Annotated in this window: 16 protein-coding genes; 3 read left to right on the top strand and 13 right to left on the bottom strand. The window is 61.3% G+C overall.

Annotated features, from left to right (window positions below):
* Window positions 1-21 precede the first annotated feature (21 nt).
* The 9 genes from AAC126_RS11020 to coxB form a co-directional block, all read right to left on the bottom strand.
* Window positions 22-1,515 carry a carboxypeptidase M32 gene (locus AAC126_RS11020; RefSeq protein WP_339853281.1) on the bottom strand — a complete coding sequence of 498 codons (1,494 nt, stop codon included), beginning with the start codon at window positions 1,513-1,515 and terminating at the stop codon, window positions 22-24.
* The gene (locus AAC126_RS11015) at window positions 1,508-2,239 is read right to left on the bottom strand and encodes an SURF1 family protein (protein ID WP_339853279.1); all 732 of its coding nucleotides are present in this window, start codon (window positions 2,237-2,239) and stop codon (window positions 1,508-1,510) included. The genes AAC126_RS11020 and AAC126_RS11015 overlap by 8 nt, the downstream gene beginning before the upstream one ends.
* A gap of 89 nt (window positions 2,240-2,328) precedes the next feature.
* Entirely contained in the window at window positions 2,329-2,703 is a 375-nt protein-coding gene (locus AAC126_RS11010) for a DUF983 domain-containing protein (protein WP_339853277.1), read from the bottom strand.
* Between the two features lie 34 nt (window positions 2,704-2,737).
* Window positions 2,738-3,523, bottom strand: coding sequence for a cytochrome c oxidase subunit 3 (locus tag AAC126_RS11005; RefSeq protein ID WP_339853275.1), 786 nt, complete (start codon window positions 3,521-3,523; stop codon window positions 2,738-2,740).
* 46 nt (window positions 3,524-3,569) lie between these two features.
* A complete protein-coding gene (locus AAC126_RS11000; RefSeq protein WP_339853273.1) occupies window positions 3,570-4,181 on the bottom strand; it encodes a cytochrome c oxidase assembly protein in 612 nt (203 codons plus the stop codon).
* A 3-nt stretch (window positions 4,182-4,184) separates the two neighbouring features.
* On the bottom strand, window positions 4,185-4,319 hold the full coding sequence (locus AAC126_RS10995) for a hypothetical protein (RefSeq protein WP_339853271.1): 135 nt from the start codon (window positions 4,317-4,319) through the stop codon (window positions 4,185-4,187).
* Between the two features lie 5 nt (window positions 4,320-4,324).
* A complete protein-coding gene (locus AAC126_RS10990; protein ID WP_339853328.1) occupies window positions 4,325-5,227 on the bottom strand; it encodes a heme o synthase in 903 nt (300 codons plus the stop codon).
* 71 nt (window positions 5,228-5,298) lie between these two features.
* Window positions 5,299-6,885: a cytochrome c oxidase subunit I gene (gene ctaD / locus AAC126_RS10985; protein ID WP_339853269.1), complete on the bottom strand. Its 1,587-nt coding sequence runs from the start codon at window positions 6,883-6,885 to the stop codon at window positions 5,299-5,301.
* Window positions 6,886-6,911: 26 nt separating this feature from the next.
* Window positions 6,912-7,769 (bottom strand): cytochrome c oxidase subunit II, encoded by an 858-nt coding sequence (gene coxB / locus AAC126_RS10980; protein WP_339853267.1) that lies wholly within the window; start codon window positions 7,767-7,769, stop codon window positions 6,912-6,914.
* A gap of 297 nt (window positions 7,770-8,066) precedes the next feature.
* Between coxB and tldD the strand changes: the two genes are divergently transcribed.
* From tldD to AAC126_RS10965, 3 genes are all read left to right on the top strand, one after another.
* Window positions 8,067-9,500 carry a metalloprotease TldD gene (tldD, locus tag AAC126_RS10975; RefSeq protein ID WP_339853265.1) on the top strand — a complete coding sequence of 478 codons (1,434 nt, stop codon included), beginning with the start codon at window positions 8,067-8,069 and terminating at the stop codon, window positions 9,498-9,500.
* Window positions 9,501-9,620: 120 nt separating this feature from the next.
* Window positions 9,621-9,959, top strand: coding sequence for a hypothetical protein (locus AAC126_RS10970; protein ID WP_339853264.1), 339 nt, complete (start codon window positions 9,621-9,623; stop codon window positions 9,957-9,959).
* 1 nt (window position 9,960) lies between these two features.
* Window positions 9,961-11,415 (top strand): methyl-accepting chemotaxis protein, encoded by a 1,455-nt coding sequence (locus tag AAC126_RS10965; protein WP_339853263.1) that lies wholly within the window; start codon window positions 9,961-9,963, stop codon window positions 11,413-11,415.
* Window positions 11,416-11,431: 16 nt separating this feature from the next.
* Here AAC126_RS10965 and AAC126_RS10960 read toward each other — a convergent pair whose 3' ends face one another.
* From AAC126_RS10960 to speD, 4 genes are all read right to left on the bottom strand, one after another.
* Entirely contained in the window at window positions 11,432-12,355 is a 924-nt protein-coding gene (locus AAC126_RS10960; protein WP_339853261.1) for a glycosyltransferase family 2 protein, read from the bottom strand.
* The gene (locus AAC126_RS10955) at window positions 12,342-13,391 is read right to left on the bottom strand and encodes a glycosyltransferase family 2 protein (protein ID WP_339853260.1); all 1,050 of its coding nucleotides are present in this window, start codon (window positions 13,389-13,391) and stop codon (window positions 12,342-12,344) included. The genes AAC126_RS10960 and AAC126_RS10955 overlap by 14 nt, the downstream gene beginning before the upstream one ends.
* A 283-nt stretch (window positions 13,392-13,674) precedes the next feature.
* Entirely contained in the window at window positions 13,675-14,529 is an 855-nt protein-coding gene (gene speE / locus AAC126_RS10950) for a polyamine aminopropyltransferase (RefSeq protein WP_339853258.1), read from the bottom strand.
* Window positions 14,526-14,802 (bottom strand): adenosylmethionine decarboxylase (speD, locus tag AAC126_RS10945; RefSeq protein WP_339853256.1); only part of this gene is annotated, 277 nt, incomplete at its 5' end. The genes speD and speE, both read right to left, overlap by 4 nt.

The following is a 14,802-nucleotide window of genomic DNA, read 5'->3' as shown; positions in this document are numbered from 1 at the left end:
CAGCCTGCGCGAAAGTGCCGGTCAGAGGTAGCGGGTGCTCAGATGGTTCAGGAAGGCGTCCGCCGAGAGCGGCGCACCGGTTGCCGCACTGATGATCTCGTCCGTCGTCTTCGCGCTGCCGACCGAATGCACATTCTCGACAAGCCAGCCAAGCAAGGTCTTGAAATCACCGGCCGCGATACGTTCATCCAGATCCGGCAAAGCGTCGTGAGCAGCCTTGAAGAGCTGTGCGGCGGCAAGAGCACCCAGCGTATAGGTCGGGAAATAACCGAACGAGCCGTGATACCAGTGGATATCCTGCAGACAGCCATCCCGGTCGTCTTCCGGCGCCACACCGAGTGAGGCCTTCAGGCCGTCACGCCAGGCGCCGGGCAGATCCTTCAGCGGCAGATCGCCGGAGAGCAGCGCCTTTTCCAGATCGTATCGCAGCATGACATGCAGCGGATAGGTCACCTCGTCCGCATCGACGCGGATCAGCCCGCGCGCCACACGATGGCCGATCCTGTTCAGGTTTTCCGGCGTCATGGCGAGACCGCCCGCATCCAGCACTTCTGATGCGAGTGGTGCCAGGAAACGATAGAAGGCCGGCGCCCGGCAGGCCTGCATCTCCATCAGCAGGGACTGGCTTTCATGCATGACCATGCCCCGGGAGGATCCGACCGGCTGGTTGCGCCATTCAACCGGCAGCCCGCGCTCATACAGCGCGTGGCCTGTCTCGTGGATCACCCCCATCAGGGCGCTGGTGAAATCATTCTCTGAATAGCGCGTCGTGATGCGGACATCGTCGGGAATGCCGCCGGTGAAGGGATGAGCGCTTTCATCAAGACGGCCATGCGCGAAATCAAAGCCGAGCGCGCGCATCACCCGCTCGCCAAGCTGCTTCTGCAGGGCTGCGGGGAACGGGCCTTCCGGGCTCAGCGGCGCCGGGCCAGCGGCCTGCCGCTCCAGAATTTTCTCCATCAGCCCCGGCAGCTCGGCCTTCAGTCTGGCGAAGACCGGATCGATCCAGGCCATGGTGCCGCCCGGCTCGTAGCTGTCGATCAGCGCGTCGTAGAGTCCGCACCCGAGCTTCTCGGATTTGACCGCGCCATATTCCCGGGTCAGCTCAAGCACCGTGGCGAGCTTGCCGGAGACGGCGGAGAAATCATCCTGTGCCCGGGCATCGCGCCAGGCGACGACGCAGGCCGAGACGGCCCGGGACCGGGCTTCCACCAGATCGGCGGGCGCCACGGTTTCGTTGGTATGAACCCGGCGCATCTCGCGCAGGTTCGCCTGTTGCATCGGATCCAGACCGGAACTGTCCGCTTCCGCCCGGGCCAATTCCTCGGAGACAGCCGGAGTGGCCAGCAATTCATGCTGCAGCACATCCAGAGTCGCCAGCTGTTCGGCCCGCGCTTCCGCGCCGCCGGACGGCATCATCGTTTCCTGGTCCCAGCCGAGCAGGCCGCTTGCTCCCGAGAGAGCGGAATAGCGTCTGAACCGTTTTTCCAGCGCAGCGTAAGCGTTCTCAGTCACGGTCAGGCTCCGTCTCGTCCTCGGGTTTCATGTGATAGATCACATAGATGACGATGAGGGTCAGCGCCAGCAAGGCCCAGGTCGCTGCATAGCTCAGATGCTCGTTCCGGACATGGATCTCGCTGTCGGCGCCGATCGGCATTTTCAGCGGTCCCGGCGCGCGCAACTGGTCCACAAAATAGGGCAGGACCGGGCCGAGGTCCCGTGCTTCCGCCATTTCCGCCGTATCGATATAAAGCCAGACATCGTTCTGCGGCTCGTTATCGGGGACGAAATATCCTTTCAGCCGATCCTGCCGGATCAATCCGTCAACCGTCTGGATCCCCTCGACATGCATCGGAACGGTATCCGCGGGCTTGCGGTGCTTGAGTTCTATCCAGCCGCGTTTCACCAGCACGGTACGGCCATCGACCAGCTTCATCGGCGTGACCAGATGAAAGCCGACATTCCCTTCATAGGTCTTGCCGGTGATCAGGAATTCCTTGTCGTGCAGGTAGGTGCCCTGGAGCCGGACCCGCCGGTACCTCCAGTCCTCGATATTGTCGATCTTGTCCGGAGCCGCGACCGGCTCGGCCGCGACCCGGCTTTCGAACTGGTCGATCAGATTGCTCTTCCAGGCCAGACGCTCCAGCTGCCAGTAGCTGAGGCTGCCCATGAAGATCACGGAGATGATCGTGAAAAAGGTTGCCCAGAATGTGGGACGGAACCTGCGATTGCCGAACATGTTTTTTCCAGACTACGCGCGTAACGGGGCACGGTGATCAAGCCAGACCATAGGCTCCGGACGAAGGTTTGCCCAGCCCTGGCTCCCGGTCAGAGACCCGGCGGGCGATGCGGTGTCTTGTGCTTGTATTGCAGAGCGATCGTGACCGCTTTCAAGGGCCGCAACAGGCCGATCGTACCACCAAGGACCACCGCGCTCCACAGGACGGCATGCACCCAGAGCGGCGGTGCGAACAGGGTCTCGATCCAGAGCGCGATGGGCACCACGGTGCCGCCCAGAAGGAAGATGATGAAAACGGCCGGGCCGTCGCCGCTATCTTCGTTTTTCAGATCCAGGCCACAGTCCGGGCAACTCTCCCGGACCGTCAGAAATCCCTCGAACAGGCTTCCCTTGCCACATCGCGGACAGCGGCAGGCAAGCCCGGTCGAGAATGGCGACAGCGGAGGATAATAGGACGTGCTCACGGCATTTCCCCCGCTGTGCCCGTTTCAGAAGCGGTCAGCCGCCCCACCAGTAAACGCAGACGAACAGGAACAGCCAGACCACGTCAACGAAGTGCCAGTACCAGGCTGCCGCCTCGAAGCCGAAATGATGATCCGGCGTGAAGTGGCCGGCCCGGCCGCGGAACCAGCAGACACCGAGGAAGGTGGTGCCGATGATCACGTGGAAGCCGTGGAAGCCGGTCGCCAGATAGAAGGTCGAAGCGTAGATGCCGTCGGTGAAACCGAAGGCAGCGTGGCTGTACTCATAAGCCTGCAGAACGGTGAAAAGCGCACCGAGCAGAACGGTAAGACCGAGGCCGAGCTGGAACTGGTCCCGCTTGTTCTCGATCAGGGCGTGGTGTGCCCAGGTCACCGTGCAGCCGGACAGCAGCAGGATCATGGTGTTGATCAGGGGCAGATCCCAGGCGTCGAACGGAACGATTCCTTCCGGCGGCCAGACGCCGGTATCCGGATAAAGGGCGCTGTCGAAAAAGGCCCAGAAGAACGCCGCGAAGAACATCACCTCGGAAGCGATGAACAGGATCATGCCGTAGCGCATGCCGAGCTGGACCACGGGATTGTGGTGCCCCTGGAATTCGGCTTCGCGGACAATATCCCGCCACCAGAAGAACATCGTGGCCAGGATCGACAGGAACCCGGCGATCAGGATATAGCCGCCGAACGCGAGCTCATGCATGTACATGATCCCCCCGACAGCGGCGATGAAGCCGGACATGGCCCCAACGAAAGGCCACGGGCTCGGCTCTACCAGATGGAAGGAATGTTGTGGATGTCCGCTCATTATCTTTCCCTTCAGTCCGGCGCTTGTCGCGCCTTACTCTACTAGATTATCCCTTGATGTCCGTGCTGCCGGGCGCCCCGGCAGCCGCCTGATCGCGGGCGGCTTTGGCCGCGGATTGATCCTGGGCCTTATAAAACGTGTAGGAGAGGGTGATCGTTGTCACCCCATCCATCTTCACATCCTGATCCATCTCTGGATCGATATAGAACGACACCGGCATGTCCGCCCGCTGTCCGGGCTGCAGGACCTGCTCGGTGAAGCAGAAACAGTCAATCTTGTCGAAATACAGCCCGGCTTTGTCGGGGGTCACATTGAAGACCGCGTTCGCGACCACCGGCTCATCGCCGAGATTCACCGCCTCGTAGAAGGCAAGCTGCGTTTCGCCGACCTTCAGCCGGATCGCCTTCTGTTCCGGCTTGAAGCTCCAGTTCAGATCCGGCTGCACACTGGCATCGAACCGGACAGTGACCATGCGATCGAGCACGGTCGCCGAGTCCTTGTCCGCGATCTGCGTGGTGCCGCCAAATCCGGTCACCCGGCAGAAGATGTTGTAGAGGGGCACGGACGCAAAGGACAAGCCAACCATCCCGACGACAACGCCGGCCAGAATCAGCGCGAGACGTCCGTTCTTGTTCGCCCGTTTCGGAGACGTGCCCATGACTCAGCTCATCCTCAGGATGGTGATCACATAGAACAGGACGAAAAACGCAAGGATGCAGGCCAGAATCGCCAGATTCTTGCCGCGCTTGCGGGCAAAGAATTCTTCGCGGGTTTCCTGCTTCTCGTTATCGGTCATCGTGACTAGGCCCCTGCCGCCCGCTCGATGATGAGCAGGGTGAAGAGAACAAACAGATACAGTATCGAATACCCGAACAGCCGACGGCAATTCTTCTCGCTGGCATCGCGGTAGACGCGCCATGCGGAGACCAGGAAGACCATGCCGAACAGAGCGGCCGGAATTCCGTAGGTCAGTGTATCGACGCTTTCGAACAGGGCCGGCAGCAACGTGACCGGAACCAGCAGCAGGGAATAGATCAGGATCTGCTTCTGGGTCTCCGGGCGGCCGGAGACCACCGGCAGCATGGGCACCCCGGCGGCTTCATAATCGCCGGAACGATAAAGCGACAGGGCCCAGAAATGCGGCGGGGTCCACATGAAGATCATCAGGAACATGACCAGCGGCAGCGCCGTCACGTCACCGGTTACCGCCGCCCAGCCGATCACCGGGGGCAGTGCGCCCGACGCACCGCCGATAACGATATTCTGCGGCGTCCGCCGCTTCAGCCAGACGGTGTAGATAAAGACGTAAAACCCGATCGTCGCGGCAAGCAACGCGGCCGCGACCCAGTTGGTCGCCAGCCCCATGACCATGACGGACATGCCGGACAGGATGACCCCGAAAGCCAGAGCCTCGTCCGCATTGACCTTGCCGGTCGGGATCGGGCGGCCACGGGTCCGCGTCATCACCGCATCGATATCGCGGTCGTACCACATGTTGATGGCACCTGAAGCGCCCGCGCCGATAGCAATGCACAGCACAGCAATCGCCGCGAGGCCTGGATTGAGATCGCCCGGCGCCAGAAAAAGACCAGCGAAACCGGTGAAGACAACCAGCGACATCACGCGCGGCTTCAACAACGATACGAAAGCCCGTATCGCCTCAGACGCGGAAGCGGCGGATGGCTCCGCCGCTTTGAATTGGATGGAGGTGTCAGACACGCAAGGAACCTTTCCTGCTCCGGTCCGTCAGCTAAACGCCGGCGAGGCGCCGCGGATCACTTGATCCGCGGCAGCTCGTCGAAGGTGTGGAACGGCGGCGGGGAGGACACGGTCCATTCCAGGGTGTCCGCGCTGTCGCCCCACGGATTGTCTCCGGCCGGACGCTTCTTCATGAAGGCCTCGATCACGACGACCAGGAACACCAGGGTGGCAACCCCACCGAGGTAGGAACCGTAGGAAACAATCGTGTTCCAGCCCTGCAATGCATCCGGATAGTCGATATACCGCCGCGGCATCCCCGACAGGCCAAGGAAGTGCATCGGGAAGAAGGTGATATTGGCCCCGATGAACATCAGCCAGAAATGCACCCGTGCGAGGAAGCCGTTGTAGTGATAGCCGGACATTTTCGGGAACCAGTAATAGAATCCGCAGAACAGTCCGAACACGGCGCCAAGCGACAGCACATAGTGGAAATGCGCGATGACGTAATAGGTATTGTGCAGCACCACGTCGACACCCGCATTGGCGAGCACGACACCGGTCACGCCACCCACGGTGAAGAGGAAGATGAAGCCGATCGCCCAGATCATCGGAACGCGGAACGAGATCGACCCGCCCCACATGGTCGCGATCCAGGAGAAGATCTTCACGCCCGTCGGCACCGCGATGACCATGGTCGCCGCGGTAAAGTAGGCCCTCGTGTCAACATCCAGCCCCACTGTGTACATGTGGTGCGCCCAGACGATGAAGCCGACGAAGCCAATCGAGAGCATCGCATAGGCCATGCCCAGATAGCCGAAGATCGGCTTGCGGGAGAAGGTCGACACCACGTGGCTGACAATGCCGAAAGCCGGCAGGATCATGATGTAGACTTCCGGATGTCCGAAGAACCAGAACAGGTGCAGGAACAGGATCGGATCGCCGCCGCCGGACGGATCGAAGAAGGCCGTACCGAAGTTACGGTCCGTCAGCAGCATGGTGATGGCACCGGCCAGAACCGGAAGCGCCAGCAGCAGCAGGAAGGCGGTGATCAGCATGGACCAGACAAACAGCGGCATCTTGTGCAGCGTCATGCCCGGGGCACGCATGTTGAAGATCGTGGTGATGAAGTTACTGGCGCCAAGGATCGAGGAGGCACCGGCAAGATGCAGGGACAGAATCGCCATGTCCATGGAGGCACCAGGCGTTCCGAGCTTGCTCGACATCGGCGGATAGATCGTCCAGCCCACACCGGCCCCGCCGTCCGCGAAGGGCGACATCAGCAGCAGTGCAAAAGCCGGAATCAACAGCCAGAAGCTGATGTTGTTCATCCGCGGGAAGGCCATATCCGGCGCGCCGATCATCAGCGGCACGAACCAGTTGCCAAAACCGCCGATCAGGCCCGGCATGACCATGAAGAACACCATGATCAGGCCGTGTGCGGTGGTGAAGACGTTCCAGACCTGGCCGTTCTCCATGAACTGGACGCCAGGCTCCTGAAGCTCCATCCGCATATAGATAGACATCCCGCCACCGATCAGCCCGGCGAACACCGAGAAGAACAGGTACATCGTGCCGATGTCTTTGTGGTTGGTCGAATACAACCAGCGCCGAATACCCGTCGGCGCTCCATGATCATCAGCGTGAGCGTGCGCGGCACTCATATCGGTCTCTCCCAGTAGCGTGATTATTAGTTAGAGCTGAGGGCGGCAACGCGGACCGGCGCGTCGCTGCTCATCGCAAACTGTTCTTTGGCCTTCACCAGCCATGCCTTGTACTCCTCTTCGGAGACCGCCTTCACGACGATCGGCATGTAAGCGTGGCGCGGGCCGCAAATCTGGTTGCACTGCCCATAAAAGGTGCCTTCCTTGTCGAACTGCATCCAGGTCTCGTTCGTGCGGCCGCCAATGGCGTAGATCTGCACGACGGCGGACGGGACGAAGAACGAATGGAAGACGTCGTTGCTGGTCACGAGGACCTGAATCTTCTTGCCGGTCGGGACGACCAGCGCGTTATCCACCGTCAGCAACCGGGGCTGACCCTCGGCAAGATCCGCTTCCTCGACCAGATAGCTGTCGAAACCGAGTTCCTGGTCCGGATATTCATAGGACCAGTACCACTGGTTGCCGGTAACCTTGATGGTCATGTCCGGGTCAACCGCCCTGTCAAGATAGTAGAGATTCTTGAAAGACGGGATCGCCACCACCACCAGGATAATCACCGGGACGGCTGTCCAGAGGATCTCGATCAGCGTGTTGTGCGAGGTACGGGACGGATTCGGGTTCGCGGAGGCCCGGAACTTCAGACACACATAGATCAGAAGCAGGAGCACAAAGATCGCGATCGCGAAAATGATCCACAGCAGATAGTCGTGGAACTCGCCGATCCGCACGCCTACGGGCGACACCGGATCCTGCAGGTGCATCTGGTAAGGCTGGGGCTGGCGGGTTTCCTGGGCGCCGGCCGGCAATGCGAGCCCGGCGATCAACAAAAAGGGCAGCGCCGCGACATACGCGAGGCTGGAGATTGCCCGGTTGAAAAGCCTCATAATCTCCGCTCTCTCCAAGTTTCTTTATACGCGGGGCCGTTTTTAGCGCTAGGCAAGGCCCTTCACAAGGCTATCGAAATACACTTTCCGACTCATTGCGGGAAGACAATTCGACCAAACTCTATACGTCCGGCGGCGATCCGCGACGAAGTGACGCGCCTCCGCACCATTGAAGATGGCCACAAAGTCACGGGTTCCCGCGCCGTGACTTTGTCGTCGCCCGGACCATATGTTATCGGATAGATGCGAACAAACTGTCGGCCCGGCTTTTGGACGGGCCAAGAAGGAGCAGACGCTATGGGCGATCTCAGCAAGACCGACGAAATCTTCTTCCAGCGCGGCGGACTGGACCTCGCGCGGGTCGGTCAGGTCGTTGACGACGCGCTGCATGGCGCCGATGACGGCGAGCTCTTCCTTGAATACCGGCAGAGCGAAAGTCTTGCCTTTGACGATGGCCGCCTGAAAAACGCCTCCTTCGACTCGACCCAGGGCTTCGGTCTCCGGGCCATCGCCGGAGAGGCGCACGGCTACGCACACGCCTCCGACATCTCCGAAGACGCGATCCGGCGCGCCGCCGCCACCGTCTCGGCCGTCAGCAACGGCTATGGCGGCACCCTCGCCGCCCCGCCGGCCGCCAGCAATGCGGCATTATATACGGACGCCAATCCGCTGGCCCTGACCGCCTTTGGCGACAAGGTCGACCTGCTGAAGGAAATCGATGCCTATGCCCGGGCCAGGGATCCCCGCGTCAAGCAGGTGACCGCGTCGCTGGCTGGCTCCTGGCAGGCCGTGCAGATCCTGCGCGCCGGCGGCCACCGGGTTGCCGATATCCGCCCGATGGTCCGGCTCAATGTTTCCGTCGTGCTGGCCGATGGCGATCGCATGGAAAGCGGCAGCTCGGGCGCCGGTGGCCGGGTCACCTACGATCAGTACATGACCCCGGAAAACTGGAAGGCCCAGGTAGACGAGGCTTTCCGCATCGCCGAAGTGAATCTCGCATCCGTTGCCGCGCCCGCCGGAGAGATGGAAGTCGTTCTCGGCAGCGGCTGGCCCGGCGTCATGCTGCATGAGGCCGTGGGCCATGGTCTTGAAGGCGACTTCAACCGGAAGAAAACCTCGACCTTCTCCGGCATGATCGGCCAGCAGGTCGCGGCAAAGGGCGTCACCGTGGTCGATGACGGCACCATGCATGACCGGCGCGGCTCCATCAGCATTGACGATGAGGGCACACGCAGCCGGCGCAACGTGCTGATCGAGGACGGCATTCTCGTCGGCTACATGCAGGACCGGCAGAATGCCCGGCTGATGGGCATGGAGCCGACCGGCAACGGCCGCCGCCAGAGCTTCGCCCATGCGCCGATGCCGCGCATGACCAATACCTTCATGGAAGCGGGCGACAAGGACCCGGGCGAAATCCTCGCCTCCGTCAAGAACGGCCTGTACGCAGTCAATTTCGCCGGCGGGCAGGTCGACATCACGTCCGGCAAGTTCGTGTTCTCGGCCAGCGAGGCCTATCTGATCGAGAACGGCAAGCTCGGCGCGCCGGTCAAGGGCGCCACCCTGATCGGCAACGGCCCGGACGCCATGGGCCGGATCACCATGATCGGTAACGATCTCGCCCTCGATCAGGGCATCGGCACCTGCGGCAAGAGCGGACAGGGCGTTCCCGTCGGCGTCGGCCAGCCGACCCTGAAGATGACCGGCGTTACCATAGGTGGCACCGCAATGTAGGAACGAACCATTCGGTTCGGGTACATAATTTAATTAAACCTTAGCCTATCTCGCTTATAGACTGTGCACCTTGAGTTTAATTGTTCCCAACCGGGACAAGAGACGCACGGGAGCCTGGATTTGCGTGATACTCTGGCTGCGACGGTGCTGTTGCTGTGCAGCACCCTTTTCATGGCGGGCTTGATGCTCACCACACCGGTAGGTCCGGGCGTGGCTGTTGCGGCTGTCTTTCCACCATGGCTCAATAAATCGGAAATTCTCGGGGCGGTCTCGCTCTCCGGCGGGCGCATGCTGCGTCACGGCGGCATTCAGTCCGTCGCGCTCGTACGGCTGGACGCGCCAGACGCCGTTCAACGACTGAAAAATGCCGGAGCATGGGCCGTGGTCGCCCCTGCCGGGCTGTTCGGCTGCGTCGGTCTCACCGGCGAAGCACGAAGACTCTTCCAAAAGGAGACCTAGAATGAACACGCTCGAGTCAATTCGCGCACGGGCCGTCAAGTTCATGGCCCTTTTCATCGCCTTCCACGTTGTACTCGTCTTCTCCCTCGGGTTGCTGCTGGACACGCATTTGATCGTCCCCTCGGCCGGTGCGCTGGTAATTGCGCTCGTGTGCGGTATCGCCGGATGGCGCACGCCGCACGCCGCCTCGACACGCATGCTTCAGGCAGTCGGGATCATGGTCATGGTCTCCCTGGTCGTCTTCCAGTTCCAGGGCCATCCCTGGCAAATCGACGTCCATATGTATTACTTCGCCTGCCTCGCGATCCTGACGACTCTCTGTGACATCAGGGCCGTCATCGCCGCGACGGCGGCAGTGGCCGTGCATCATCTCGGGCTGAACTTTACATTTCCGGCAGCCATCTTCCCCGATGGCGCCGATTTCGGCCGGGTTCTTATTCATGCGGTGATCGTCGTGGTCGAAGCCGTGATCGTCGGCTGGCTGGCAATCACCGTCGCCAAGACCTTCAACACCTCCGATGCCGCCCTGCGCGAGGCTGAAGCCGCGAAAGCGGAGACAGAGCGTCTGAGCCAGGAACGGATCGAGCAGGACCGGCAGATGGCGGAACTGAAGGCGCGGGAAATGACGGCCCTTGCAGATTCCTTCTCACAGTCGGTCGGCTCGATTGCCATGACCGTCTCCAGCACCACCTCGGAGCTGAGCGAGAGTGCCGGGGACATGAACACGGTCGCAACCTCCCTGGTCACCCAGTCGAACGCCGCGAATGAAAACACCGCCTCCGCCGCCGACAATGTGCGCATGGCCGCGCAGGTAACAGAAGAGCTGGCCAGCTCCTTCTCCGAAATCGGCCAGCGGGTCGCCGAGTCCAGTGCCGTCACGAAACAGGCGGTCGAACAGGCGAACCAGACCAATGACACGGTTTCCGGACTGGCCAAGGCGATCGAGAAGATTTCCGAGTTCCTGAAGCTGATCACCGATATCGCGGAGCAGACCAACCTGCTGGCCCTGAACGCCACCATCGAGGCGGCCCGGGCAGGCGAAGCGGGCAAGGGCTTTGCCGTTGTCGCGACCGAGGTGAAAAACCTGGCCTCCCAGACAGCCGAAGCGACCGAAACGATTTCCGCCCAGATCCAGGCGATCCAGCAGGAATCGAATCAGGCGGTAAAAGCCATCTCGGTCATCGTCGATACCGTTGCGAAAGTGGACGAAATTTCAGCCGGCATCGCCGCCGCCATCGAGGAACAGGTGGCCGCGACGAACGAGATTTCCCATCAGGTCGCCATGGCCAGCGAGCGCAGCAACAGCGCCTCCCAGGGCATGAGCATCCTCAACAATGAAAGCTCCCGCAGCGGCGAAGCAGCCCGGCTGATGCTTTCAGCCTCGGAAAAGCTGACCCAGGACACCGGCCGGCTCCGTTCCGAGATCGACGGCTTCCTGAGCAAGATCAAAGCCTGAGGCGATATCCCGCTACTTATCCCACACGACTTGATGCACGCCCCAACATGGCGTGCATCACACCACGTCCGATAGCGCCAAGCTTTTCCAGCTTGTCATCTTCCAGCAGGATGAGTTTGGCCAGATCAATGGCGATGGATGCGACCTCGAAAGCGAAAAAGGCGGGCAGCCGGAAGCCGTGTGCCCGCCAGACGCGCATGCGATTACGGTAGATGTGATACCGGCGGAAACCGGAATGGCTGTTGAAGCGGAAATCCCGGCCAAACATCCGCTTGTGCTCGAATTCACCGAGCCGGTGTTCCAGTCCGGCATCGCCGACCGCAATCAATCCCCAGCCAAACCGGCGCATCCGGAAGGCGAATTCGAAGTCGATATAATCGACGAAGAAATCCTCGCGCATCAATCCGACCTCGCGGAGCACGTCAGCCTTCACCAGGCTGCCCGAGGCCATGACAAAGGCAACATTATCCACCACGTCACCGGGTCCGAACCGGACGGGCCGGAAGTCGAAAGCGTGTTTTGAGACATAGGCACGGGCCTTGAGCGTGCATTCCGCATCATGCAGACGCGGCGCGACAAGGCCGATCCGCTCCGGCATCGGATGCATGGCATAAGCGGCCAGCAAAGTCTCGACCATGCCCGCATCCGGAACGCTGTCGTCATCGAGTAACAGAACCCAATCCGCACCCTCTTCCAGCGCCAGTTGGATACCCTGGTTCTGGGCGGCGGCGAGCCCGGCATTGTCATCATTCAGAACCAGCCGGATCTTGTTCCCGCCGGCCTCGGCCACATCCTTCAGTTTCGCCGTAACCGCATCGCCGGAATCATTATCGACCACAATGATGCGCCCGACCTGCGAGGCCAGAGCGTCCAGCCCCCGGAACAGCCGGTCGTCGGACCGGTAGGAGACAATGACGGCAGCAACACTAGTCTGTCGCATGTTCCACCCCGGTTGGCGGTATCGGTCCCGCTCTGTTTTCATGCCGTATCGGGCGCCTGTCACCCTTGCTTCCGAACAGCTTCGCAGGATTCCAGCTCAGCGCGGCAAGAAATGCAATGATTCCCGCACGCCGGCTTGCCTGGATCGTGGCCCGCTGCCTCATCACCGCGGGGAATGCGGCAAACGCATCGTAAATCGCCCGCCCCCGGACGGCACTGTCGCCACGAACGGGGCCAAGCAGGATGATAAGCCCGAGCTGGGCCAGAAAAAGCGGTAGGATCAGATGAAATACCGGGGCGGGCATCGTCCGCAGGAAAGTCCAGATCCGGTTCCGCGTGATGTGATAGCGGGAAAATTCCGAATTTTGTCCGGTAATCGCCGAGGCGACATGCCGAACCCGGGCACCGGCAAGCTGTATGCAGCGCTCCCCGGCCAGACGTAGCCGCAACCCGAGTTCAACATCCTCGTAATAGCAGAAATAGCTTTCCGCGAATCCGCCGACACGCGCGAAGGCATCCCGGCGATAGAAAGCCGCGGCGGCACACGGCCCCATCACCTCGGCATCCTCGTCGATCAGCGATGCGGGTTTCAATCGGTCGCCCCGCCAGGCAAGGCCGAGCGGACTGTAATGATCCCCCGCGCCATCAAGCAACCCGGGGTCACTGTCGAGGAGCTGGGTCGAGCCGAAGACGGCAATACCGTCGTAACGGGTGACGGCATCCGCAAAGGCCTGCAACCAGTCTGTTTCGGCGAATGCATCCGGATTCAACAGGGCAAGCCAGGTGCCTTCCGCCTGCCGGGCCAACAGATTGTTACCTGCGGCAAAGCCGACATTCTCCGGACTGCGCACCAGCCTTGCCGGAACGCCAAGCCCGTCAAACGCGATGCCCTTTCCGTCCGGAGACCCGTTATCCAGCACCAGAACCTCGAAGTCGCGAAAAGTCTGCGCCTCCAGCGCAGCCAGACAGCGAGGCAAGTACGTGCCCGAGTTATAGGCAACGACAAGAACTGAGATCAGAGGCGCTCTGGCGACCATGCGGTTCTGCAAGTGGCTGATTTTTCACGACCATAGCACGGCCTTATCGCCATTTTCGAGCACAGAGACGCATTTCGGAAAAACAAACGGGGCCCGTCAGTGACGAGCCCCGAAGGGAGAGTCTCGGAAGAATCACTTTGCCAGGTCAGGGGACCAGATCAGGGGGATCCGAAAATCGCTCCTGGCCGTGATTGCCGCCGCTGGGGGAAAACGGCGTCTCCTTGCAACCCACTGTAGTGATCAGCCGTAAAGAAAGCCTTAAAAGGGCCTCAAAAAAACGACGTCAGCCCGAAATCAGCAATTTACGAATAAATTGCGGCAGGCCGAATGCGCCGGCATGGGCTTCCGGCGTGTAGTAACGGCACGCAATGTCGGCCGCCTCGAACCGCTCCGCGATGGCGGGAACCGGAAGCTGACGCAACGATTTGTCATCGCTGGCCCAGCCGAATGCCATCAGACCGCCCTGATAGGTCGGCACTGCCGCCGTATAGAACCAGACATCGGCAAAATGCGGGCTGAGACGGTTGAAGCTGTTCGTCACCTCGCCGCCCTGCACGAACGGCACACCGTTCTGGGTGACGAGAATGCCGCCATCCGTCAGGCACCGCTTGCAGGCCTTGTAGAAGCTTTCCCGGAACAGCACCTCGCCCGGCCCGATGGGATCGGTCGAATCGACGATGATGACATCCCAGCGGCCGTCCGTCTCCTCGACGAACTTCGCCCCGTCCGCGAATTGCAGGTCGAGCCGGGGGTCGTCGAACGCACCGTTGCTGAGGGACGGCAGATGCTCGACGCACATGTCGACCACACTGCGGTCAAGCTCGACCATGGTCACCTGCTCGACCGAATTGTGGCGCAGTGCTTCCCGCGCCATGCCGCCATCGCCACCACCGATGATGAGCACGCGCTTCGCCCGGCCATGGGCCAGGATCGGCACGTGCGTCAGCATCTCGTGATAGACGAACTCATCGCCCTCTGTGGTCTGGACGATACCGTCGAGCGCCATCACCCGGCCAAAGGCCCGGTTCTCGAAGATGATCAGGTCCTGGTGCTCCGTCCGTTCCCGGAAGAGCACCTTGTCGATCACCAAACGTTGTCCGTAACCGCTGTGGAGGGTTTCGCAGAACCACTCGCTCATACGGTCAGGCCCCGTTTCAGGTCGTTGAGCTGGATTGCATCCGGACGGAAAGCCCGGCGCAGTACCGCGATTGCCTTGTGCGGCTCGGCATCCCCGCACATGAACACATCGAGCGCGGCATAGCCCCGCTCCGGCCATGTGTGGATGCTGATATGCGACTCGGCAAGCACCGCAACACCCGACACACCGCCGTTCGGCGTAAAGTGATGCAGGTGAATGTGCAGCAAGGTCGCCCCGGAAACCTCGACGGCTTCGCGCAGGGTTTCCTCGACA

The sequence above is a fragment of the uncultured Nisaea sp. genome, from assembly GCF_963974195.1.
GTDB lineage: Bacteria > Pseudomonadota > Alphaproteobacteria > Thalassobaculales > Thalassobaculaceae > Nisaea.
The sequence above is the reverse complement of the archived record's forward strand: the minus strand, read 5'-3'. Positions and strand labels throughout refer to the sequence as shown.